Origin of the sequence: Bifidobacterium sp. H6bp9, from assembly GCF_032193695.1 — a bacterium.
GTDB lineage: Bacteria > Actinomycetota > Actinomycetes > Actinomycetales > Bifidobacteriaceae > Bombiscardovia > Bombiscardovia kimbladii.
The window spans coordinates 1-23,664 of record NZ_JASTZY010000009.1 but is presented as its reverse complement, the minus strand read 5'-3'; the positions used below and the strand labels follow the sequence as shown (position 1 = coordinate 23,664).

At 62.7% G+C, this 23,664-nt stretch carries 19 protein-coding genes; 8 read left to right on the top strand and 11 right to left on the bottom strand.

Translation table 11 applies throughout. The features are described 5' to 3' along the window. A partial coding sequence (locus tag QRX40_RS08515; protein ID WP_396184583.1) for an RCC1 domain-containing protein occupies positions 1–853 on the top strand: 853 nt, incomplete at its 5' end. Positions 854–1,056: 203 nt separating this feature from the next. On the opposite strand, the gene QRX40_RS08510 is transcribed toward QRX40_RS08515, so the two are convergent. Both QRX40_RS08510 and QRX40_RS08505 read right to left on the bottom strand, forming a co-directional pair. Further along, on the bottom strand, positions 1,057–2,445 hold the full coding sequence (locus QRX40_RS08510; RefSeq protein WP_024627495.1) for an MFS transporter: 1,389 nt from the start codon (positions 2,443–2,445) through the stop codon (positions 1,057–1,059). A 51-nt stretch (positions 2,446–2,496) separates the two neighbouring features. Then, complete coding sequence (locus tag QRX40_RS08505) at positions 2,497–3,453, bottom strand: nucleoside hydrolase (protein WP_313837686.1); 957 nt, start codon at positions 3,451–3,453, stop codon at positions 2,497–2,499. A gap of 320 nt (positions 3,454–3,773) precedes the next feature. On the opposite strand from QRX40_RS08505, the gene QRX40_RS08500 reads away from it, so the two are divergent. Next, positions 3,774–5,144 (top strand): sugar porter family MFS transporter, encoded by a 1,371-nt coding sequence (locus QRX40_RS08500; protein WP_313837684.1) that lies wholly within the window; start codon positions 3,774–3,776, stop codon positions 5,142–5,144. A 75-nt stretch (positions 5,145–5,219) separates the two neighbouring features. On the opposite strand, the gene QRX40_RS08495 is transcribed toward QRX40_RS08500, so the two are convergent. The 3 genes from QRX40_RS08495 to QRX40_RS08485 all read right to left on the bottom strand — a co-directional run bounded on the left by QRX40_RS08495 (position 5,220) and on the right by QRX40_RS08485 (position 7,983). Further along, positions 5,220–5,423, bottom strand: a complete 204-nt coding sequence (locus QRX40_RS08495) for a hypothetical protein (RefSeq protein ID WP_024627492.1) — start codon at positions 5,421–5,423, stop codon at positions 5,220–5,222. Between the two features lie 113 nt (positions 5,424–5,536). Beyond that, entirely contained in the window at positions 5,537–6,571 is a 1,035-nt protein-coding gene (locus tag QRX40_RS08490) for an alpha/beta hydrolase (RefSeq protein ID WP_313837681.1), read from the bottom strand. Further along, entirely contained in the window at positions 6,571–7,983 is a 1,413-nt protein-coding gene (locus QRX40_RS08485) for a sugar porter family MFS transporter (protein WP_045924026.1), read from the bottom strand. Before QRX40_RS08485 ends, QRX40_RS08490 begins: the two co-directional genes overlap by 1 nt. A 199-nt stretch (positions 7,984–8,182) precedes the next feature. Here QRX40_RS08485 and QRX40_RS08480 point away from each other — a divergent pair, with 199 nt between their 5' ends. From QRX40_RS08480 to QRX40_RS08470, 3 genes are all read left to right on the top strand, one after another. Continuing rightward, positions 8,183–9,124 (top strand): AraC family transcriptional regulator, encoded by a 942-nt coding sequence (locus tag QRX40_RS08480; RefSeq protein ID WP_313837679.1) that lies wholly within the window; start codon positions 8,183–8,185, stop codon positions 9,122–9,124. A gap of 108 nt (positions 9,125–9,232) precedes the next feature. Further along, on the top strand, positions 9,233–9,970 hold the full coding sequence (locus tag QRX40_RS08475; protein WP_313837677.1) for a DUF4391 domain-containing protein: 738 nt from the start codon (positions 9,233–9,235) through the stop codon (positions 9,968–9,970). Between the two features lie 281 nt (positions 9,971–10,251). Continuing rightward, positions 10,252–11,382, top strand: a complete 1,131-nt coding sequence (locus tag QRX40_RS08470; protein WP_313837688.1) for a glycerate kinase — start codon at positions 10,252–10,254, stop codon at positions 11,380–11,382. A gap of 114 nt (positions 11,383–11,496) precedes the next feature. Here the strand turns inward: QRX40_RS08470 and QRX40_RS08465 are convergent, their stop codons facing one another. Further along, positions 11,497–12,615 (bottom strand): zinc-binding dehydrogenase, encoded by a 1,119-nt coding sequence (locus QRX40_RS08465; protein WP_052692715.1) that lies wholly within the window; start codon positions 12,613–12,615, stop codon positions 11,497–11,499. Between the two features lie 224 nt (positions 12,616–12,839). On the opposite strand from QRX40_RS08465, the gene QRX40_RS08460 reads away from it, so the two are divergent. Then, positions 12,840–13,523 carry an SOS response-associated peptidase gene (locus QRX40_RS08460; RefSeq protein WP_313837675.1) on the top strand — a complete coding sequence of 228 codons (684 nt, stop codon included), beginning with the start codon at positions 12,840–12,842 and terminating at the stop codon, positions 13,521–13,523. Between the two features lie 14 nt (positions 13,524–13,537). Here the strand turns inward: QRX40_RS08460 and QRX40_RS08455 are convergent, their stop codons facing one another. The 3 genes from QRX40_RS08455 to pepN form a co-directional block, all read right to left on the bottom strand. Further along, positions 13,538–14,191 (bottom strand): peptide deformylase, encoded by a 654-nt coding sequence (locus QRX40_RS08455; protein WP_313837673.1) that lies wholly within the window; start codon positions 14,189–14,191, stop codon positions 13,538–13,540. A 30-nt stretch (positions 14,192–14,221) separates the two neighbouring features. Next, positions 14,222–15,598: a phosphoglucosamine mutase gene (glmM, locus tag QRX40_RS08450; RefSeq protein ID WP_313837672.1), complete on the bottom strand. Its 1,377-nt coding sequence runs from the start codon at positions 15,596–15,598 to the stop codon at positions 14,222–14,224. A gap of 97 nt (positions 15,599–15,695) precedes the next feature. Continuing rightward, complete coding sequence (gene pepN / locus QRX40_RS08445) at positions 15,696–18,311, bottom strand: aminopeptidase N (RefSeq protein ID WP_313837670.1); 2,616 nt, start codon at positions 18,309–18,311, stop codon at positions 15,696–15,698. A 174-nt stretch (positions 18,312–18,485) separates the two neighbouring features. Here pepN and QRX40_RS08440 point away from each other — a divergent pair, with 174 nt between their 5' ends. Both QRX40_RS08440 and QRX40_RS08435 read left to right on the top strand, forming a co-directional pair. Further along, positions 18,486–19,283, top strand: coding sequence for a hypothetical protein (locus QRX40_RS08440; RefSeq protein ID WP_313837668.1), 798 nt, complete (start codon positions 18,486–18,488; stop codon positions 19,281–19,283). Positions 19,284–19,398: 115 nt separating this feature from the next. Next, complete coding sequence (locus QRX40_RS08435; RefSeq protein ID WP_313837666.1) at positions 19,399–20,466, top strand: 2,3-butanediol dehydrogenase; 1,068 nt, start codon at positions 19,399–19,401, stop codon at positions 20,464–20,466. An 86-nt stretch (positions 20,467–20,552) separates the two neighbouring features. On the opposite strand, the gene QRX40_RS08430 is transcribed toward QRX40_RS08435, so the two are convergent. After that, positions 20,553–22,406, bottom strand: coding sequence for a ribonuclease J (locus QRX40_RS08430; RefSeq protein ID WP_045924017.1), 1,854 nt, complete (start codon positions 22,404–22,406; stop codon positions 20,553–20,555). Positions 22,407–22,468: 62 nt separating this feature from the next. Continuing rightward, positions 22,469–23,380: a 4-hydroxy-tetrahydrodipicolinate synthase gene (dapA, locus tag QRX40_RS08425; protein WP_313837665.1), complete on the bottom strand. Its 912-nt coding sequence runs from the start codon at positions 23,378–23,380 to the stop codon at positions 22,469–22,471. Positions 23,381–23,664: the final 284 nt, after the last annotated feature.

Sequence of the window (23,664 nt, the reverse complement as noted above, 5' to 3'; positions counted from 1 at the left end):
CAAGCCGCCCGTCGGCAAACCTACGGCTTTCACCTACGTGCAGGTCAGCGCCGGAGGCGATCATTCACTGGCCCTGGGCAGCGATGGAAACGCCTACGCATGGGGAAACAACATGTATGGCGGGCTCGGCGACGGGACGTTCAACAACACCAGGACCACGCCAGTCAAAGTCAAGCCGCCCGTCGGCAAACCTACGGCTTTCACCTACGTGCAGGTCAGCGCCGGAGGCGATCATTCACTGGCCCTGGGCAGCGATGGAAACGCCTACGCATGGGGATGCAATACGGGTAGTGACCTCGGCAACAACAAGCCCGGTGATTCGTATATTCCCGTGCGTGTGCGCGACCCCGCCAGCCCCACTAACGCAAGCAAAGGGCTGAAAGCCGCACAGGTGATAGCCGGATACCATTTTTCTCTGGCCATGGGCAGCGACGGGAACGCCTACGCATGGGGTGCCAACTACAGCGGCCAGCTCGGCAACGACACCACCAAAGAAGCGAAGGTTCCTGTGCCGGTGTCGTTCAACCTGCAGCTGGTGATCACCGGCGTCTGGTTCGACGGCAAGGCAGTATCAGGCCTGACACGCGGCGATGGCGGCAGCGTCACCGTGCTCACGCCCGCACACGTGCCGGGCACAGTCACCATCAGCGTGGACTACACGATAGGCGGCGCACCCCAAACACCGGACACCTCCCTCAGGTACACGTACCTGCCAGCAGGCGTGCTCCCCGAGGCAGGCGGGGAGGGCATCCTGCTCGCCCTCGCTACGGGCATGACCGGCATGGGCGGCGTCCTGGCCTCACGCCGCCACCGTAGGGAACAACACCAACTGTCACATGCTTCGCACGAGTAAGAGCGGCCGGGCGGCGAATCAATCCCCCCCCCCGCCCCCGGCCCTTCTAGGGGGAGCAGGGAGGAAACGTGTCACTTAAGGCTCATCCCCAAGAGAGCCGACACTTCCCTCCCGCGCCCCCACCACACATATCAATCGACCGTCCGAACGCAACAGAGGAAGCAGCTCCTCTTGCCGCGCTCGGACGGTCGACTGCAACTGTTCTACTGCTGGTCAGCAGTCGTGGCGTAGATGGTCTTCTTGCAGGCCAAATACACGACCAGGCCCAGCAGGGACACCGCAGCCCCGATCAGCAACAGGTTGCTGTAGTTGGCAGCCGGACCGGTTGCGCCCATGATGCTGAAGCCCTCCAGGCTGGGCTTGCCCATCAGGCCGCCGATGATCGCGATGCCAATGGAGCCGGTCACGTTCATGACCAGGTCGTTCATGCCCACGCCGCGGCCCGACTGGTCCTGAGGCAGGGTGTCAAGCACGGTGGAGACGATGGGCGAATACATCAGGCCGACCCCGGCATAGTAGACGCAGGCAGTCAGCGTCAAGGCCAGCAGGCCGGAGTTGACCACCAGAGCCGTCCCCGCGAAGCCCAGAATCATCAGGCAGGCGGCGATGATGATGGCAGGCTTGCGGCCGATCCTGTCCACAATGGCGCCCGAGGTGGTGCCCAGCACGGCGGCCACCAGGAAGGCCCAGACCACATGCAGGGAAACCGTGGTGGTCGACACCTTGTAGACGTCACGCCCGATGGCGTTGAAGATGGGCGACATGCAGTAGTTCATGAAGTAGAAGATCAGGATCAGACCGATGCCCATCAGCCAGCGCTTGTTGCGGAAGAAGTCCGGGGTGATGAAGGGACTCTTGGCCCGGCTGATGTACACGGCGAAGATCAGGTAGCAGACAGCGGAGGCCGCCAGCAGCCACCAGGCCGTGTACGAGAAGAAGAGGGTCAGCAGGGCCGTGGCCAGTCCGAAGATGACGAAGCCCAGCCAGTCCACCTTCTCGCCGTTGCCGCCGCCGGTGGGCAGGCTCTTGAGCAGGATGGGCAGGAAGACGATGGTGACCGCGGGAATCAGGAAGAGGTACTGCCAGGCTATGGAGCTGAGCAGGCCGGCGGCGAAGATGCCGATGGCTGCAGACACCTGGTAGCCGGCCGTGAAGATGCCGAAGAAGATCACCTTCAGGGAGGGCTTGAGGTACTTGGTGGCCACGACCAGGTAGGCCGAGCCAGCCACCTGCTCGCCGGCGGTCTGCAGCAGCCGGGCCGCGATCACATTCCAGATGTTGGGGGCCATGATCGTGTTGGCCACGTATCCGTACACGGACCCGACGAACAGTATGCACAGGCCGAAGGTGACCAGCTTGCGCAGGGATACGAAGTCGCCCAGGGACCCGTAGATGAAGCAGACTATGCCCAGGACGATGCTGGGCAGGGCCGTGATCAGCGAGGCCTGGTCTGGAGCGCCGGCGTCCTTGCCGACCTGCTGGAAGACCAGGTTGAAGCCCTGAAGGCACAGGGTTCCCAGAACGAAGGTGATCAGCAGCAGGATCAGCGATCGTACGGCTGTCGAATCCTCGGTGGATTGCTTTTCGGACATGATGTCGTCAATTCTCTTTCTCTTGCGTGGACTTGCCGGGGATAGCGGACCTCAGTCGGCCTGGGAGGCCAGCTTGGTGATGCGGGTCATGAACTCGTCCAGGAAGCGGGGCACGTCCACGCCGACGGCCACGCGCATGGTCTTGTTGGGGTCGTTGAGCCGCTGCTCGTCGCCGATGGTGCGCCCGCGAGTGGCGCCTTCGGTCTCCACCTTCATGTTCATGGGCAGGGTGGTGACCAGGGTCGGATCCACGGCCACGCCCACGGCCAGCGGATCGTGCAGGCCGCAGCCGCCCAGGTGGGGCGAGGTGGTCTCATAGGCCTTGATGTAGAAGTCGGTCATGTCCGCCAGGAAGTTGCCTGCCGCGGTGCCCAGCTGCCGCCAGCGGGCGGTCTCCTTGTAAGTCAGCAGGGTCTGCAGGGTCACGTCCAGGCCGACCATGGTCACGGGCGCGCCGGAGCGGAAGAGCACATCGGCCGCGTCCGGATCCTGGGAGATGTTGGCCTCCTGCCAGGCGTCCACATTGCCCGGCACGGTCAAGGCCCCGCCCATGAGCACGATGGAGCCGATGCGCTGGGCGATGTCAGGCTCCTTGGCCAGGGCGGCGGCGATGTTGGTCATGGGGCCGGTGGGCACGTAGACCAGATCCTTGCCGTAAGCGTTGACCGCATCGATGATGAAGTCCACGGCCGACTGCGTCTCCGCCTCGCGGTCCGAGTCGGGGATGGCCACGTCGCCGATGCCGTTCTCTCCGTGGATGAAGGCGGAGACGGGCAGCACCTCGAAGGAGTCCGCCTTGGAGGCGTGAGGCAGGCCCGGGTAGACCTTGACCTCGGGGTGGCCCAGCAGGTCGGTGATGGCCAGATCGTTGCGGATGCCCTGCTCCAGCAGCACGTTGCCATAGGTGCCGGTTATGCCAATCAGCTCAACTTCGGGGCTGCCCAAGGCATAGGAGATAGCCAGAGTGTCGTCGACACCAGTGTCCAGATCCAGAATCAGCTTGCGCATACAATGTTTCCTTTCATTGCCATGGCTGTATGGAACCATGGCCGTATGCATCCACGATGTCCTTGTGGTGAATGCTTGTTTATCATATGCGAAATTGAGCAGTTTCGCTGCCCATGACATGCGCAAGTCGTGGACAATATCCTCAAATGTTCATCTAGCCCGCGACCAGGGCCCGGATGGCGAATCCAGATAGCGAATCCAGCAGCTGGTTTCCCGGGCGATTCCCTGATCCATAATGGCGAGCCGGATCGACGGACCGCTCCCCCAGGTGCCTATGATTGCTTTAATTATGCCCGGATGATCCGGCGAAAGGGGAGCCCATGGCTGCAATCCAAGGACGGCGGCGCAATCTGCAACTGATGACCGCCCTGGGCGTACTGGCAGGCGGCCTCTACGGCTATACATTGACCGTCATCTCCGGAGCGCTGATCGGCATGAACCTGGGCTCCGGCTCGGGCGGACACCTGACAGCCGGCGAACAGGGCATGGTCACCTCGGCCCTGCTGATAGGCGCCGCGCTGGGATCCTACCTGGCAGGCAAGTTCAACGACCGCTTCGGCCCCAAGCACATCATCCTGGCCGGGGCGCTGCTGGCCATCCCGGGAGCCCTGCTGAGCGCGCTGGCCCCCAGCCTGGCCCTGCTGGGACTGGGCAGATTGATCATCGGAGCCGGCATCGGCATGACCTCGACCATCGTGCCCATCTACCTGGCCGACATGGTCGGCACGGCGGAACGCGGACGGGTGGTTTCGGTCAACTCGGTCATGATCGTGGTCTGGCAGCTGCTGGCAGTCAGCGTCAATGCCATCCTGGACCGGATGAGTGCCGACTGGCGGACCATGCTCTGGGCCCTCGTGCCTCCGGCCATCCTGCTGGCCCTGCTGGCCTGCTTCCTGCATGACAGCCCGGCCCACCTGATCCGCCGAGGCCAGCCGGACCAGGCAGCAGCCTTCCTTCAGTCCACCCGCGACCAGGCAGAGGCCCGGGTGACCATGCAGGAGCTGTCGCAGCCGGCGAGCGCGAAGACCCCCAGCTTCAAGACCCCCTGGCTCCGGCGGGTGCTGATCGTGGGCATCGGCGTGGCCATGATCAACCAGCTGACCGGGCTGAACATCGTCAACTACTACGCGCCGACCATCTTCACTGACACCCTGGGCTTCGACCCCTCTCTGTCCATGGTGGCCACCGTCCCCGTCATCCTGGTCTCCGCCGTAGCGGCCACCATCGGAGGGCTGGGACTGATCGACCGCTTCGACCGCCGCGTCATTCTGGCTGTGGGACTTGCAGGCACCATCGTCTTCCTGGCCGCTATCGGGGTCTGCTACCGGTTCGTCGGCGCCCCGGGCAGCGGGTCACGAACGGCCGCCTGGATCATGATCGGCATGATGATGATCTACGTGGTCTTCGTCCAAGGCCTGGTGGCCCCGGTCACCTGGCTGCTCCTGTCCGAGATCTTCCCCCAGCAGATCAAGAGCCGCGGCATGGGCTACGCCAACGTGGCCATGAACCTGACCAACTTCGGGCTCTCCCTGGTCTTCCCCACCCTCCTGGCCCGGCTGGGCGGCACCGGCACCTACCTGCTCTTCGCCCTGATCAATGTGTGCGCCCTGGTTTTCGCCTGGATCATGGTGCCCGAGACCAGGGGCAAGAGCCTGGCCCAGATCGAGCAGGAGGCCCGGGCCCGGGCATGAAGCCGGGTATAAAAAGAGGGCGGAACCGAATACCGGCCCGCCCTTATGGAATCTGATGCCTCAGATTCTGATGCCTCAGATGTTGAAGGCCTTCTTGGCCAGCTTGGCGATGGTGTCGCCGCCCAGCTGTGCGACATCATTCTTGCACTGGTTGATCCTGCCGAAGAGCTGGTCCGCGTCGTTGTACGACAGCGGCTGGCCGATCTCCTTGGACAGATCAACCAGCTGGTCGATGGTCTCCAGGTTGCCTAGCTTCTCTACCAAGGTCTTCTCGTCCATGAATCACTCCTCTGTAAGCGGCGGTGCAGACACCGGGGGCCTTGCGCCATCGATGCCCACCTTTCTCCTCCCATCATAGCCAGCGACCGGATGAACCGGGCGCGCACAGAGGCTCAAATCAGGTCGTAGGAGAAATCGTGGATCTGGTCCAGGGCCTGCCGGCTCTCCTCCAGCCAGGTCATGGCCACCGGATAGACGTGCCCCAGGGTCTGCAGACGGCTGGGCCTCAGATCGTGCAGCTCGAAGTCGAGGCCCTTCCTGCACAGGATCTCGGCCATCTTGAGCGCGTCGCCCTGCAGGAAGTCGTCGGCGCTGGTGTTCAGGAATACCGGCGGCAGGTGAACCATATCGACCATCGTCGTCAGGTCTGCCACCTGATCGCCCCCGGCCTGTGCGAAGCTCCTGAAGAAAAATGGTGCGACCCTTGTCAGGTCATCGGTGGGCGAACCGGTTGGATGGAAGTCTTCCAGATCCACCGACAAGTAAGGAGTCAGATCGAGAAGTCCTGAGACCAAGGCAGCGCCCCGGGGCCGCAGCCCGGCAGGCTTCAGCCCCAGCCTCTGCGCGAATTGATCATCGGACTCCACCGCCAGCACATAGAGTGCCAGAGTGCCTCCGGCCGAGTCTCCCGTCAGAAAGATCCGGTCGGGCGAGACCGGATACTCGTCCAGGTGGTTCTTTATCCAGGTCAGGGCCGTCAGCACGTCGCCCAGCTGGCCCATGAAGTCCGTGCTGGGGATCAGCCGGTAGTTGACGGAGAAGACCGCGAAGCCACGTTGGGCCAGGTGGGTGCAGAAGTTCCGGTTGAGCTCCTTGTAGCCGTACATGAACCCGCCGCCGTGGATATCGATGTAGACCGGGGTCACCCTGCCGTTGCGCAGCAGGGCATCATGAGGCAGGTACAGATCCAGCTTGTGGGCGCGCAAACCATCGTCCACATAGGCGATGTCGTTCAGGCAGTCCACCCCCTCGGGCACCTGCCAGTGACGGGAGCGGGGAGCATCCATGCGCCCGAAGGTCAGCCGGGAGCCCAGAACAGTCTTGGCCATATCAGGACTGCAACCATCCAGGTCCCCGTCGACCTCGGTCCAGCCCTCTAACAGTTCGCGTTCCTCGTCGGTTACCGTCATCTCTGCATCGTAGCTCATCATTCAGCCTTCATATCTTCCAGCTCTACGCCGTTGGTCTCTGGCAGAACCTTCAGAACAAACAGCAGGCTCAGCGCCGCGAAGACGGTGTACAGCAAATATACGTTGCCAGTGCCGATCACATCCCGCAGCCAGGGGAAGGAGGTGGACACCAAAAAATTCCCAATCCAGTTGAAGGCTGTTGCAACAGCCACGCCCATGGCACGGATATTGTTGGGGAAGATCTCACCAATGACCACCCACATGGCCGGCCCCCAGGTGCCACAGAATGTGAAGTAGAAGAGGTAAACCGCTACCAGAGTAAGCGGCGCCCACACACCCGTCAAGGACAGGCCCGCGGCAGTGACCTGGGCATGGTAGAAACCGAACGTAGCGATAAGGAGGAAAATGGCCATACCGGCGGAACCGAAGGCCAGAAGCTTTCTCCGGCCGATCCTGTCAATCAGGGCCATGGAAACGATCATGGGGATGAACGCGACAAACGCACGGATAACCGAGATGTTCAATGCCTGCTGCTCAGAGAAACCAAGTGATCGCCAAAGGCTGGAATCATAGTAAAGAATGATGTTGACACCGTTGAACTGCTGGAATAGCGCCACAGCAATGGCTATCCAGACCACCTTTTTCAGGCCGAAAGTGCGTCCGCGCAGATCAGACAGGCGCGGACTTGTCTCGCTGCCGACCGAGAGCCTTATCTGAGCCACCTTTGCCTGCGGATCCCGGGTGCCATTGAGTTGCCTGAGCAGGTCGGCAGCCTCCTGATCGCGTCCTTTCATGACCAGGTACCGGGGCGATTCGGGCAACTTGAAGCAGACAACCAACATGATCAGAGCAGGGACCAGCATCATCAGAAGCATCCACCGCCAGGTGGGCACTGAAAACCACAGAGCCTGGTCAGCTCCGCCCGAACTCTTGGCCAACACATTGTTGACTATGACGGAAGCAAACATACCGATTCCCACCGCGAATTGCTGGAAGCTTGTCAGGAACCCGCGCATTTTGGTGGGAGAGACCTCAGCGATATAGGCTGGGCCAACCACCGAAGCGAAGCCCACACCAATGCCGCCTATGATGCGGAAGAGCAAGAAACTCCATATCTCCGGAGCGAAGGCCGACCCTATTGAACTGACCACGAAGAGCAAAGCAGCCGAGAGCATGATCTTTACTCGTCCGAATCGGTCAGCCAGTTTTCCGGCGAACCAGGCACCGATTACGCAGCCCAAAAGGGCAGCTGATACGGACATACCGCTCATGAAGCTGTTCAGGCCAAAACCTGCTTTTGTGCCGGCGATTGAATCCACGGCCCCGTTGATCACTGCGGTGTCGTAGCCGAACAGCAGTCCTCCTGTTGCCCCTGCCAGACAGACCAGAATGATGCGGCGTCGCACAGACGGGTCAAGAACTTCCGTCACATCACCAGACGATGATGATTGATTTTTATTTTGTGACACGGTCACTCCTTTGTAGCATGACACATCGTTATAACTACGATATGCATGTCCACGGGTTAGAGAACGTCAATCGGTGACCCGAATGTGACATTTTGTGACCTATCTGCCGGTCAAAAATGAAATAATGTACAGACTGCTTTCCACGGAAAGGAGATGTACTATGCCGCAGCGTCCACAAAGCGCCCATCAGTACAACACGGTGATCAGCCCTGACTTCTTGGAAGAGGACATTTATCCAGAGGGCTATCCGGGACTGGTCATCGTTCATCACGACAACGACGAATTGGTCAGCGCCCATTGGCATCAGGGTCTGGAAGCAATCCATATCATCCGTGGGGGCGGCACCTTCCAGGTCGAAGACCAGCACTACATGCTCAGTGACAACGACAGTCTGCTGATCAGCCCCTATCAGATGCATCAGGGTCGCACGGTGGATCATAGCCAAGGTATGGTCAAAATCATCTCGGTCACCTTCAACAATGAAGTTGTGGGCCGGATTTACCCCTTTGCCGATAGGTTTCTTTTCTCGCTCTCCGCTCCCCATGCCAACGCAGAAGACCGAAAGAATCTGGACCAGCTGATGATCAGGATTGGCAGCCTCCATGAACAGCAGGAGACAGCTTCAGCCTTTCTGCTGAATGCCGCGCTTTTTCAGTTGCTGCACCTGCTGTACACCAGGTTCACCATCGGTGTGCGACGGCCTGAATCAATCAGGTCAGGGCGCAATATCACCAGGCAGATCCTTGGCTATCTAGCCAACCACCACGCGGAGAATCTGACCGAGCGGACAGTGGCTGCCTACTTCGGCTACAGCAGGGAACACTTCAGCCGCCTATTTCGAAAAACCACTGGCTCCACCTTCAAGTCCTATCTGACCAAATTGCGACTGGACGAGGCACGCACCAACATGGACCGATCCAATGGCCCCATAACAGACATCGCCGCCGATGCCGGATTCCCCAGTCTGACCAGTTTCACACGAGCCTTCACTCGTGAATACGGGATTACGCCCCGGCAATATCGAAGGGAGCACCTCCAGATCGATCAAACGACCTTTCAGACGTGCAGCGACGACCAGCACGGCAAGCAGCAATTCTCGTAACAATGTTTGCTCGATAGGCAACGGGTCATGCTCCGGCAAACGGACACTCCTGCCCCTGGTCGCGCTCCTGCCGGTAGAATGACGGCAACAGCGACAGAAAGGCCAAGGATGACAATCGCAAGCTACGAAGGCGTGTCCGCGCTCTCCCTGGGCCTGCCGCCCACCACCGCCATTCCGGCAGCCAAGGGCGAACTGCCCATAAGGGCTTTCACCACGCGACCGCCCGTCTCCTCACGGCTGCGTCAGCACTTCTCCACAAGCGTCGACAAGATCGTCATGCTGGCCCTGCTGCGGCCCGGGACCATCCCTGTAAAGGATGGCGCACACTGCCATGAGGTGCTGGTCATGGCCATCGGGCTGAAGACCCCCGATGTGCCGGAGGATGTGCTGGAACATATCGCCGCCATGCGCTCCTCAGGCATGGTTTTCATCACCATTCACCAGGGTGAAGAGGGACTCGTCTGCACACCGGCTGTGCGCCGGGCCCTGCCGACCAAGGCCGGTCATGAGACCAGGCATACGCTCCACTTGGGCAGGCCCCGTCCTGCCGATCAGACCAGTCTGACCCTGGTCGGCGACGATATGGACCAGCTCTGGGACAGCCTGTGCGCCCAGGTGACCCTGGACCAGACTGACGGCAGAGATCTGGACAGCCGACTCGCCGTCCGCGAGCGCATCGAGCTGCTCAAGGCCCAGGAGGCCAAGCTGACAGGAGACCATAGCCGGGCCAAAACCACCCAGGACCGCAACGCAGCCTTCGCCAAGCTTCAGAAGGTCCGTGCCGAGCTGAAGCAGCTTTCCGCCGATGACCAGGCAGCGGAAGCTGCAGGGCCGAGCCAGGCCTAGTCTGACCTAGTCCATACCTGCCCAAGCGGATCGTGAACCTCATCTGCTCCATGGTCGTGCCCGAAGCCATGCTGTCACCCATCGCCGGCATCCTCATGGTCGCCGCCACTTCCACAAGCGTCATCCTGGGCAGCAGCTCCGTCACCAAGTCCATGAACCTGACCTGGGCGAGCACGGTGGGGGCGGCCCCCTTTGAATTGCGGGTAGGCCTTACTATGACTCTGGTGGCCATGCTGGTCTATCTGGTCTTCCGAAGCGACGAGTCAGGAAAGGTCACACTCATGAAAATCATCATCGCACCCGACTCCTTCAAGGGCAGCCTGACCGCCAAGGAGGCTGCAAAGGCCATCGAACGCGGATTGCGACGCAGCCCCCTCAAGGCCGAAATGGTCCTTGTGCCCATGGCCGACGGCGGCGAGGGAACGGTCCAGTCCCTGGTCGATGCCACGGGAGGCAATATGATCCAGGCCCATGTCACCGGACCTCTAGGTCAGACTGTCACGGCCAGCTACGGCATCCTGGGCGACGGACGGACAGCCGCCATCGAAATGGCTGCGGCCAGTGGCATCCAGTTCGTCAACGAACAGACCCGCGATCCGCTGGTAACCACCACCTACGGCACAGGCGAGCTAATCAGTAAGGCCTTGGACCAGGGCGCACAAGAGATCATCGTCGGCCTAGGAGGCTCGGCCACCAACGACGGCGGTGCCGGCATGGTCCAGGCCCTGGGTGCCCGATTCCTGGACGCTGACGGGCATGAGCTGACCCAGGGTGGAGCGGCATTGGCCCGGCTGGACCGGATTGACATCTCTGGGCTGGATCCCAGGCTGGCAAGCACCCGCATTCGCTTGGCCTCGGACGTGACCAATCCTTTGACCGGCCCCGAAGGAGCCGCGGCCGTCTTCGGCCCGCAAAAGGGGGCTGACCCATCCATGGTCGCCACGCTGGATGCGGCCCTGGCCCATTATGCAGCCGTCATCCGCAAGGACCTGCACCGTGAAGTGGAGACCAAACCGGGCGCAGGGGCCGCCGGAGGTCTGGGCGCAGGATTCCTGGCCTTCACTCCTGCCGTCATGGCCTCGGGCGTCAATATTGTCGTGGAGACCACCCGTCTTAAGGAGCTGGCCCGCGGCGCCGACATCTGCTTCACCGGCGAGGGCGGCATCGACTTCCAGACCGGTTTCGGCAAGACCCCCATGGGCACAGCCCAGGCCGTCAAGGAGTCCTCCCCCGGCTGCAAGGTCATCGCCCTGGCGGGCAGCGTAGGCGCAAGAACCGAAGAGCTCTACAAGGCGGGCATCGACGCCATCTTCAGCATCAGCCCCGGGGCCGTCAGCCTTGAGGATGCCATGGCCAAGGCTGACGACAATCTCGCCGCAGTGGCCGAGAACATCGGCAGGCTCCTGGCCTGATTCGGCTCTCGGATCAGCAGAACAACAAAGGGGCTCCGGATGCCTTGCGCACCCGGAGCCCCTGTAATCTGTTCGGCATAACCTCCAGCAGTCATGTCGTCAAGTTGGAAGGGATCAGTCGAATTCGGTGATGACCGAACGGATGACCTCGCCGTTGACCAGCTGCTTGTAGGCCTCGTCGATCTGGCTCAGCTTGATGTGCTGGCTGACGATGTCATGCATGTTCAGCCGCCCGTCCACAGCGAAGTCGGCATACATGGGGATGTCGTGCTTGATGTTGGTGGAGCCCATCCACACACCCTTGAAGCCGCGCTGGTGGACCAGCAGGTCGGCCGGGTTGATCTCCAGAGAGATCGTGGCATCCGGCTTGGCCAGGCCGATCGGGTAGGCGGTGCCGCCCACGCCCAGGATGTCCCAGGCCTGCTTCATAGTGACGGGCAGACCGATGGCCTCGAAGGCCTTGTCCACGCCGCCGTTGGTCAGCTCACGCACCTTGGCCACGGGATCCTCGTTCTTGGAGTTGATGACGTCGGTGGCACCGAACTTACGGGCGAACTCCAGCTTGTTGTCCAGCAGGTCGATGGCGATGATCCGCTTGGCGCCGCAAATCCGAGCTCCCGAGATGATGTTCAGACCGATGCCGCCGGTGCCGATCACGGCCACCGTATCGCCGGGGCGCACATGGGCGGTGTTGATGGCTGCTCCTGCTCCGGTGATGGTGGCGCAGCCGATGCAGGCTGCCTCATCCCACTTGACCTGGTTGTTGACCACGGCCAGCTGGTTCTCGTGGACCAGTGCCTTCTCGGCGAAGCCGCCGACGCCGAAAGCCTGGGTGATGGGCCGGCCGTCGGGGAAGGACAGACGGGGCTTTTCATCCGCGCCACGCACGCACTCCTGCTGCTGGGTGCAGGACTGAGGCTGGCCTTTGAGGCAGTTGGCGCAGTGTCCGCAGACCTGCTCCAAGGAGGCCACCACGTGGTCGCCAACCTTGATGCCGGACACCTCGGGGCCCACAGCCTCGACGATGCCCGAGATCTCATGGCCGATCACAGCCGGGAATGGGAAGAACTTGTCGTCATCCTCGACCAGATGCAGATCCGAATGGCACAGACCCGAGGCCTGCACGTCCACCAGGACCTCCGCGCCGATGGGATCGTCAATGACGACCTCCTCGGGCTGGGCGAATCCCTTGCCGATACCGTAAGCAATCGACGCCTTGATCTTCTGAGGCATAAGCCATCTCCTAATAACCATGTTCCTGCCGGTTCCATCCGACAGGACAAATGTATATCGTTAAATACTGTACTGCAGCCACGGTGGTCTTCAATGCACACGCCATTGTTGCAGACCACCTCCTATGGTAGCAGGGAAAGACCTCAACTACCATGCAACTTTCCTAGCAGAGGCCCTCCGGCGTTTCCTCGACGCTGGCTCCAAGCCCCCATAGAATGAGGACCATGTGTGGACGATTCGCGGCTGACCTAGACTACTCCAGCCTGGCCGAGCACTATGGTGCCCGGCAGGCTCCGGGACTGCCCAAGCCCTCATGGAACATCAGTCCCGGATCGGCCATCGCCCTGGTGGCCCAGGACCGACATGGACAGCGGCACCTGCATACGGCCCGCTGGAACCTGGTCCCCTCCTGGTCGGACAGCGATCAGATGGCCTACCCCACCCACAACGCCCGAGTGGAGAGCGCCCTGACCAAGCGGACCTACGCGGACTCAGCCAGGAGTCAGAGGGCCATCATTCCGGCCAGCGGCTACTACGAGTGGACACCTGACCACCAGCCCTACTACTTCCAGGCTCCGGATGGCCACACCCTGAGCATCGCCGGCCTCTACTCCTGGTGGCGTGCCAGACCTGGCCAACCCTGGCTGCTGACGGCCACCATCCTGACGACACAAGCCACGCCGGAGGCCGCACGTGTACACGATCGGATGCCCCTGCTGATCACTGAGGAAAATCTGGATTCCTGGCTGGATCCGAGCATAGAAGGCAAGGAGATCCTGCCCAAGGCCGTGGAGCATGGCCGCCATGCCTCTGAGACACTGACCATGCACCCGGTGGCACCCCTGAAGGGTGACGGACCGGAACTGACTGAGGATATAGCTCTGGATCAGAGGATCAAGAAAATTTAAAGGATTCGCAGGATTCAGAGGGTGAAGCCCAGCTCCCGCGCAGCCTCGGTGGGGACCGGGTCGTAGGCCCAGTACTCGCTTAGGTTGTCGTCGGAGGACAGGCTGCGAATCTCGGCCTTGTCGATGTAGACCTCACCCGATAGATGGTCGGTCTCATGCTGGAAGATGCGGGCAGACCAGCCGTGCATGCGCTGGCGGTGCTTGCGCCCGGAACGGTCCTCCCAGCTGGCCGTGATGTCCAGCCAGCGACGCCGAACCGCCTGGAATCCTTCCAGGGACAGGCACCCCTCATAGAAGGCCGCGGTCTCCTGCCCGATAGGCTCATAGGAGGGGTTGATGATGACCCTGAAGGGCAACTCGTCGATCTGACGCGGATCATCCTCGTCGTCGCGGACATGGTCCTCGATGACCGCGATGGCCAGGCCCAGGCCCACCTGAGGTGCTGCCAGCCCTACGCCCGGGGCCTCAAGCATGGTGGTGCGCATGGCCTTGAGCAGCCTGTTCAGAGTCTTGGCTGCCAGCTGACCCTGGTAGGGCTGGGCCTGCTGGCGCAGGACAGGTTCGCCCATCTGCACGATGGGCAGGAGCTCTTCTTTGCCGGCCTTGGCCAGCATGGATTCCACCCGGTGGTTGAGATCGGCGTCGAAGGCCGCCTTTCTGCCGAACATGGATGATTCCGCCTTTCCTGGGTCTTCGGTTCAGATGGCCAGCTCGTCGGCCACGACCGACGCCAGCCGCTGGCAGACCTGGTCGGCCTGCTCCTGGGTGGCCGCCTCGACCATGACCCTGACCAGGGGTTCGGTGCCCGATGGCCGCAGCAGGACCCGGCCGGTGCTGCCCAGCATCCGCTCCTCCGCCTCGACCGCATCCTGAACCTTGGCGTTGGTGCGTGCCGCGTTCTTGTCCACACCAGACACGTTGATCAGCTGCTGGGGCAGCTGGGGGAAGTCGGCGGCCAGCTCCTTGAGGCTCTTGCCCGAGCGCACGACCTCCTTGGCCAGGGTCAGGGCTGTCAGGGTCCCGTCGCCGGTGGTGGCGAACTCCCGGTTGATGACGTGCCCGGACTGCTCGCCGCCCAGGGTGTAACCTCCGCGCAGCATCTCCTCCAGGACGTAGCGGTCGCCCACAGCCGTCTGAACGGTGACGATGCCCATCTGCTTCAGGGCCAGCTTGAGCCCCAGGTTGCTCATGACGGTGACCACCAGGGTGTCGTTGGCCAGCTTGCCCTCACGCTGCTTGGCGCGGGCCAGGATGCCCATGATCTGATCGCCGTTGACCATGTGTCCCTCTTCGTCCACGGCCAGACAGCGGTCGGCGTCCCCGTCGAAGGCCACGCCCATGACCGCGTCCGAGGCCTGGACCATGGCCTGCAGCTGCTCGGGGTGGGTGGATCCGGCGTGCTTGTTGATGTTGTAGCCGTCGGGCGAAGCGTTGATGACCACCACGTCCGCCCCGGCCCGGCGCAGGGCTTCCGGGGCTACCACCGAGGTGGCTCCGTTGGCGCAGTCGGCCACGATCCGCAGACCGTCCAAGGGCTTGGGCTGGGTCTTGTCGGGGGCGACAGGGGCAACTGCTTCAACAAGGTGGTCGATGTACATGTTGGTGGCGGTCACTGTGTCATGGGAGACGCGGCCCACGCTCTCGCCCACCGGGCGCTCCCAGTCCTGGCCCAGGACCGATTCGATGTCGTCCTCCTTGGAATCCTGGAGCTTGAACCCGCCCCGGGCGAAGAACTTGATGCCGTTGTCTGGCATGGGGTTGTGGGAGGCGGAGATGACCGCCCCCATCTCCACGTTGAGCACGCTGGTCAGGTAGGCGATGCCCGGGGTGGGGATGATGCCCACGTCGATCACGTCGAAGCCGCCCGATGACATGCCGGCAGCCAGGGCCGATGCCAGAAAGTCCCCGGAGACCCGGGTGTCGCGGCCAATCAGGGCCCGTCGGCGGCCCGCGGACCGATCCGCGCCACGACCTAGGACACGGACCGCTGCATCGCCCAGATCCAGGGCCAGCTGTGCAGTCAGGTCTCTATTGGCTAAACCGCGTACACCATCGGTACCGAATAATCTGGGCATTGCTCTCCTCCGAACCTACCATTCTGCATACAGGCGACAGATTCATTATGGCCCCGCCCCTGACCCGTCGCCACTCGGATCGGGGCGGGCAGGTCGCTCAGCGCAGAAGCTCGTTGTATTCGCGGACCTTGAGGATGCGCCTGGAGGACTCCGTGTTCTGGATGATCATCCCGCGCAGGGCCTTGGGGGCCTCGGCGTGGTCGGCCAGCCAGGCGTCGCCCGCCTTGACCAGGGCGGCCGGGTCGGCCTTGGTCGGGTAGAGCCCGCCTGCCGACAGGGGGTTGAGCAGGGTCTCCGCGATGTGGAAGGTCTTCTGGGCCCAGACCTCGTCCACGGCTGCGAAGAAGCGATCCACGTAGGGTGCGAAGAGCTCCTGGTCCCCCGAGCCGGAGAAGCCGTCGGCCAGAGCCTCGATCTGCGAGTTGGTCAGATCCTCGTTGTGCAGGGCCTGATCCCAGGCCCAGGCCTTGGCCCCAGCCGTCGGGCGGGCGGCCCGGGCGCCCATGGCGAACTCGCGGTTCTCCGTGGTGTCTTTCGCCGCCAGCTCTCGGTCGATCTCGCCGTCAGCCAGCAGGTCATGGGCGGACAGGGCGTGGATGATCAGCCAGCGGGTGTTGTTGTCGATGGTCAGTCCCTCCAGCTTCAGGTCGCCGCTCAGCAGACCGCGGGCGTGATCCTCGAAGTCGGCGTCGTCCCCGTAACCCAGGTAGGCGCGGACCAGCTGGAACTGCTCGTCCGAACCGGGCTGGGCCTTCATGGCCAGGTCCCAGAGGGTGCCGGCCACCAGCTGCAGCATGGGCTGACGACGACGGGAGGCGGTGAAGTGATGGGCGGCCGTGGAGATCTGAGACAGCGCGTAGCGGAAGGTGGTGGACTGGTGCTCGGTGGCCAGGGCCTTCAGGCTCAGACCGATGAAACGCTCAGCAGGGAACTGCGCATCCCGGGTCATGTCCCACAGGCTGAGCCAGACCACGGCACGGGCCAGGCGGTCCTCGATCCTGTATAGGTTCTGCGTGGCATACTCCAGGGAATCCTGATCCAGGCGCAGCTTGGCGTAGGTCAGGTCGTCGTCGTTGATCAGGATCAGGGCCGGACGTTTCTTGCCCACAGCCTGGGGCACTTCGGCTCCCTGGCCCTCCAGATCCAGCTCGAACCGGTCTGTACGCACCACCTTGCCGGACTGGTCCTCGTCATAGAAGCCCACAGCCAGGCGATGCGGGCGCAGGACCGGATGCTCCTCGGGAGCGGTCTGGTCGATCCGCATGGCGGTGATGGTCCCCTGCCCATCGGTCTGCACCTGGCTGGTCAGCGTGGTGATGCCGGCCTCCTCAAGCCAGAGCCGGGACCAGTTGCCCAGGTCGCGGCCGCTGGTCTTCTCCAGCTCGGTCAGCAGATCCTTCAAGGTGGCGTTGCCGTGGGCATGGGCCGTCAGATAGTTGTGGATGCCCTGGAAGAAGCGCTCACGGCCCACATAGGCAACCAGCTGCTTCAAGACGGAACCGCCCTTGGCATAGGTGATGCCGTCGAAGTTGACCTCGGTGTCGTGCAGGTCGCGGATGGGGGCCACCACGGGGTGGGTGGTAGGCAGCTGATCCTCGGTCAGGGCCCAGCTCTTCTCGCCGGAGCAGAAGGTGGCCCAGTCGTCGGTCCACTCGGTGGCCTCGGCGGTGGCCAGGGTTGACATGAACTCGGCGAAGGACTCGTTCAGCCACAGGTCGTTCCACCACTTCATGGTCACCAGGTCGCCGAACCACATGTGGGCCAGCTCGTGCAGGACGGTCTCCACGCGGCGGTTGATCTGGGCCCCGGTGGCCTTGGACTCGAAGACATAGGAGTCGCGGAAGGTGACCAGGCCGATGTTCTCCATGGCGCCCGCGTTGTATTCGGGCACGAAGATCTGGTCGTACTTGGCCCAGGGGAAGGGCAGGTCCCAGGTCTTGGCGTAGAAGGCGAAGCCCTTCTTGGTCACATCGAAGAGGTACTCGGCATCCCCGTCAAGGGAGTCCTTCAGCGCCTGGCGGCAGTACAGGCCCATGGGGATGGTCCGCCCATCCTCGTTCTGATACTCGCTGGTCCACTGGGCATAGGGTCCGGCGGCGAAGGCGGTCAGGTAGGAGCTCATGACCGGGGTGGTCTGGAAGACCCAGCGGGTCACGCCCTCGGTGCGGCCGCCCTCCAGGGTTCCCTCGGCGGTGCGGCTGTCCAGATTCTGATGGGAGGCGGGAGGCATGTTGGACAGGACCGTCCAGGATGCCGGGGCGTCCACGGTGAAGTCGAAGACGGCCTTGATGTCCGGCTGGTCGAAGACCGCGTAGACCCGGCGGGCGTCGGGCACCTCGAACTGGGAGTAGAGGTAGACGTTGCCATCCGAGGGGTCCACGCTGCGATGCAGCCCCTCGCCTGTCCGCGAATAACGGCAGAGGGCCTCCACCCGCAGCTGGTTGTGCTCGCGCAGGTCGTTAAGCTCAATCCGATCGTCCCGGAAGGCCAGGGCCGGGTCCAGACGCTGGCCGTTGAGCTCGATCAGGCTGACCTGGTCGGCGATCAGATCCACAAAGGTGGACTCCCCCGGCCGGGCATCAAAGTCGATCAGGGCGGTTGAGGGGAAGGTGGCAGGCCCCTTGGTCAGGTCCAGATTGACCTTGTAGCTGACATTGGATACGACGACGGCTCGCTCTTCGGCTTCCACACGAGTCAGATTGGCTCCGGGCATGAATTTCCTTTCGCGCATGGATGTCGGTGCCCCCACCGGCATCGGCATAGGTTCTGTATGGATATGGCATGTCAAGTCTAATGCGGGCACCAGCCGACGGGCCAGCGGGACGGTTTCCCTCTTTTCTGACGGCGCAGTCTGGACGGGAATAGTCGGGCCTAAAGGCGGTTGGTCATGGTCGATGCCTCACGAGTCTGGCAGAAAGGGAACGCCATGCAGGTCCGGACCGGGTTTACCACACAGCAGCTCAACATGCTCTGCCAGTATTCCTACGGGATAGGCCGAGGGGATGCCAAGACACGGCCGGGCCTGCACTGGTTCGAGGATCCGGCTCTGGGCAGCTACTGGGTGCTGCGGTCCCGCTACTGCCCCGAAAACGGCTTCGAAGGGATGATCGCCGCCCAGGGCCTGGAGAACGCTCCGGACTACGCCCATTTGATCGTGGTCTATGCAGGCACCAACCTGCGCGACGACCCTCGCCATGACATCCACGCCGCGCTGACCTGCTTCCTGCCGCCGCTGAACGGGGAACCAGGACAGACACAGCAGGCAGGCATCCTGGCCAAGCAGGCGCTTGACCTGGCCCGACGCAAGGCGGGAACCGAACGCGGAGTCCTCTTTACCGGGCATAGCCTGGGCGGCGGCCTGGCCCTGATCCAGGCGGCGGAGCAGGACCTGCCCGCCAGGGTCTTCTGCGCCGCCGACCCATGGCGGGTGCTGGACCAGGAGCAGCGTCAGCGGGTGGCCCGTCACTACGGGGACGGCAAGTTCCTGGACTACCGTCTGGGCAACGACAGGGTGACCGGAACCGCCAACCGTCTGCTGAGCGGTCAGGCCGACCGCAGCGCCTGTGTGGTCTGGTGCGGCAAGGGGCCCAGCAGGTTCGGACACTGGCTGGCCGACTTCGACTTTGACCAGGGCGGCGAGGTCCTTACTGAAACTCCTATTACTGGGGCTGCATATCAGCGGTAATATGGGAATCAGGTGGTCTCCAACGAAGGAGCGTCACCCACCCGCAAGGATGTCATGTTGGGTATTCAACTTCGTCCATGCAGGACCTATACGCATATCAGAGAGGATATACGATATGAAAGCATTGATGTACTACGGCAAGGAAGATGTGCGTCTGGAGGACGTGCCCGAGCCTGAGCTCAAACCCGGGACCATCAAGATCCACCCCGCCTTCACCGGCATCTGCGGTTCCGATGTCCATCTGTACTACGACGGAGCAGTCAACGGCGGAGGCAATTCGCCCGACCATCCCCATCCCCTGACGGGAGAGACCCTGCCGGTGGTTTTCGGCCATGAGATCTCTGGTACCGTCGAGGCCATCGCCGACGACGTGCACACTGACATGAAAGTGGGCGACTCGGTGGTAGTCGAGGCCGAAATCGCCTGCGGCGAATGCCCAGCCTGCAAGGCCGGCAACTACAATGACTGCGACAAGCTGGCCGGCATCGGCATCAACGGAGGCGGCGGCGGACTCAGCGAGCACATCGTGGTTCCGGCAGAACACGTCTTCCCCGTGGGCGACATCCCTCTGGACCAGGCTGCCATGATCGAGCCCTTCGCCGTGGCCCACCACGCCATACGCGCCATGGATCCCCGCGAAGGACAGACCGCAGTGGTCGGCGGCGCCGGGCCAGTGGGATTGCTCATCGGCACCATCCTGCGGGCGAAGGGAGTCCGGGTGATCATGTCCGAGCTCTCCTCTGCTCGTAAGGAGAAGGCCTTGCAGTCCCATTCGGCCGACATTGTGGTCGATCCCAGCAAGGAGGACCTGGCGGAGCGGGTCCGCCAGGAGACCGACGGAGCCGGGGCTGATCTGGCCTTCGATGCAGCTGGAGCCGAACCGGTCGACCACCAGCTTTTGGAGGCCTTGAAGGCCACCGGCGGGCTCATGGTCGTAGCCCTGCATGGCAAGCCCATTACGCTGAACCTGACCAAGGAGCTGGGCTTCGGCGAGAAGTTCATCCGCGGTACCATGGGATACGCCAACGACCATCCTGACGCCATCAAGCTCATCCATGACCGGAACATCGATCTGTCCACTTTCATCACCGACCGGATCAAAGTCGAGGACATCGTGGACAAGGGCTTCCGTCAGCTGCGTGAGGACGCGGAAAACCACGTCAAGATCATCGTGAGCATGTAAGCGCTCCCTTTTACTGATAACACTGAAGGCTCCGGCCGTCCATCTGGGTGACCGGAGCCTTCGGTATCAGTATGCGGGCAGTGGCGTCAGTCCTGCGGCTGCACGTCGGTGGCGATGTCGGCCACCACGGGCACGATCATGGGCCGGCGGTGCAGCTTGCGAGAGATCCAGCCGCCCAGGGTGCGGCGCATCATCTGCTGGAGCTGGTAGGTGCCGGTGGTGCCCTTGGCCATGGCATCCTCAAGCTGATCGACAATCTGGGCGTTGATGGACTTGAACTCGCTCTCGTCCTCGGCCACGGCGTTCAGGTAGAGCTTGGGGCCGGAGACGACCTTGCTGGTCTCGGTGTCGACCACGGCGAAGGCGGAGACGAAGCCCTCGGTGCCCAAAATACGGCGCTGCTCCAGCTCGTCGTCGGTCAGCTGACCCACGGAGTCGCCGTCCACATAGACGTATCCGCAGGGCACGGATCCGACCACAGCGGCCTGGCCATGGTAGAGGTCCACCACGTCGCCGTCCTCGGCCAGGACCACGTTCTGCGGATCCACGCCGGTCTTGACGGCAATCAGTCCATTGGCCACCAGGTGCCGGTTCTCGCCATGGATGGGCATGGCGCACTTGGGCTGCACGATGTTGTAGAAGTGGAGCAGTTCGCCCTCGTCGGAGTGGCCGGAGACGTGGATGGCCGCGTTGTCACGGTTGACCACTTTGGCGCCCAGGCGCACCAGCTTGTTGATGACCTTGTAGACCTCATGCTCGTTGCCGGGGATCAGCGAACTGGCCAGGATGACCGTGTCGAACTCGTTGATGGTGATGTCACGGTGGGTCCCGTCGGCGATGCGGCCCAGAGCCGCCATGGGCTCGCCCTGGGATCCGGTGCACATGTAGACGATCTTCTCGTCCGGGATGCTGTGGGCATCCTTGAGGTCGACCACGGTGTCCTCGGGCAGGTGCAGGTAGCCCAGGTCGGAGGCGATGGACATGTTGCGGACCATGGACCGGCCGGCGAAGACCACCTTGCGGCCGAACTTGTGGGCGGCGTCGACCACCTGCTGCACCCGGTGGACGTGGCTGGAGAAGGAGGCCACGATGATCTTGCGCTGCGCCTCGGCGAAGGCCTTGTCCAAGGCGGGGGCGATGGAGATCTCGGGCTTGACGAAGCCGGGGACCTCGGCGTTGGTGGAATCGACCATGAGCAGGTCCACGCCGGACTCGCCCAGCTTGGCGAACTCGCGCAGGTCGGTCAGCCTGTGGTCCAAAGGCAGCGGGTCGATCTTCATATCGCCGGTGTCGATGATATGACCCGCCGGAGTGCGCACCGAGACGGCCAGGGCGTCAGGAATGGAGTGGGTGACCGCCACGAACTCCAGGTTGAAGGGGCCTACCTTGAGCTTGTCGCGGCCCTTGACCTCCACCTCGGTGGGCTTGAGATGGTGCTCCTCGCACTTGGCATCGACGAATCCCAGGGTCAGCTTGGAACCGATCAGGGGGATGTCCGGACGCAGCTTGAGCAGGTAGGGCACGCCGCCGATATGGTCCTCATGCCCGTGGGTCAGCACCAGGGCGTCCACCTGGTCCAGCTTGTCCTTGATGTAGCTGAAGTCGGGCAGGATCAGGTCCACGCCCGGCTGCTCCTCCTCAGGGAAAAGCACGCCGCAGTCGATCAGCAGGATGTGGCCGTTGTACTCGATCACATTCATGTTCCGGCCGATCTCGCCTAGGCCACCCAGGGGAACGATGCGCATGGATCCCTTGCGGTACTTGGGAGGCGCCACCAGATGCTGCTCGGTCTGGGTCCCCTTGCCGCGGGCGATGGCGCCGTTGCGGCGGCTGCGGGATTCGCCCCGGGACCTGCCTGACCCCTGCTTGCCGTTCTTGGAGGAGGACCGACGATTTCTGCTCTTGCCGGTCGTGTTTGATTCTTCTTGTTTTCTTGCCATTGTCACTTGTGTTTCCATTATCTGTACCCCCGTCTGATACGGGGGCGACGCTTGGTTGCTTGTCAGGAACGCATCAGCCCTGCGGCCTTCATGCCTTTCTCTGCTTGGATCAGCTGGTCCTTGCCAGGCCCAAGATTAGGGAGCCTCATCGTCGTGCTGTCCAAGACGCCGGCCACCTTCAAAGCAGCCTTGGCCATGACCGCCTGCTGCCCTTGGCCGTTCAGAGCCTGGACCAGCGGGTCCAGACGCAAGGCCAGATCCCTTGCGCCGTCCAGGTCGCCAGCATCGAAGTCGTCGGCCAGGCGCTTCATGGGTCCGGATGCCACATGGGCAATAACCGAGATGACGCCGACCGCACCCAGGGCCAGGAAGGGAAGATAGAGCCCGTCATCGCCTGAGTACCAGGTCAGGCCGGTCTCCCGGCGTTTGCGGGGCATGGAGGCCAGGTCGCCAGTGGCATCCTTGACTGCCTCGACATGCGGCAATTCGGCAAGATGACGGTAGGTATCCACAGTCACGTGCAATCCGGTGCGGCCAGGCACATCGTAGAGCACGATAGGACGATCCGCAGACCGGCAGACGGACCTGAAATGCGCTACAACCCCATCCTGGGAGGGCCGCGAATAGTACGGCATGACCACCAACAGGGCATCCGCCCCGGCTTCCTGGGTCATCTCGGCCATGCGTACCGTGTGCGCCGTATCATTGGAGCCTGCTCCAGAGATGACGGGCACATCGACGGCATCCTTGACGGCTCGCACCAAATCGACTTTCTCTTCCATGTGGGTGGCCGGAGATTCACCGGTGGTGCCGTTGACCAGCAACCCATCCGCCCCATCAGCCACAAGCCTGCGGGCCAGTTTGCCAGCGGCCTCAAAATCCACGGAACCGTCATGGTTCATGGGGGTGACCATGGCCGGCACGACCCGCCCGAATGGGGCCTTGTCCAACAGATGGGTTTGGAGCTCAGACATACTTCAACGCTACTTGCAGACGGGGACTCATCACCCTCACGACACCCTTCCCCCACTGTCAGTCTTAGACAAGCAACGTGTGCCGAACCTCCTCAATCCCTGCCCAATCAACAAGAGAGGGAAAGAGACGGTCCCCAGCAGCATAAGCCAGATGGCAGGGCCAGCCCGGTCACCCTGCCGCATCCCACGATGTGCGTCCGATCCGTGCCTATAAGCAGAGAGCAGCATCCCGGGGCAAGCTCATTGTTGGTCCTGCACGGCGGTGCTGCCGCGTGCCAGGGCGG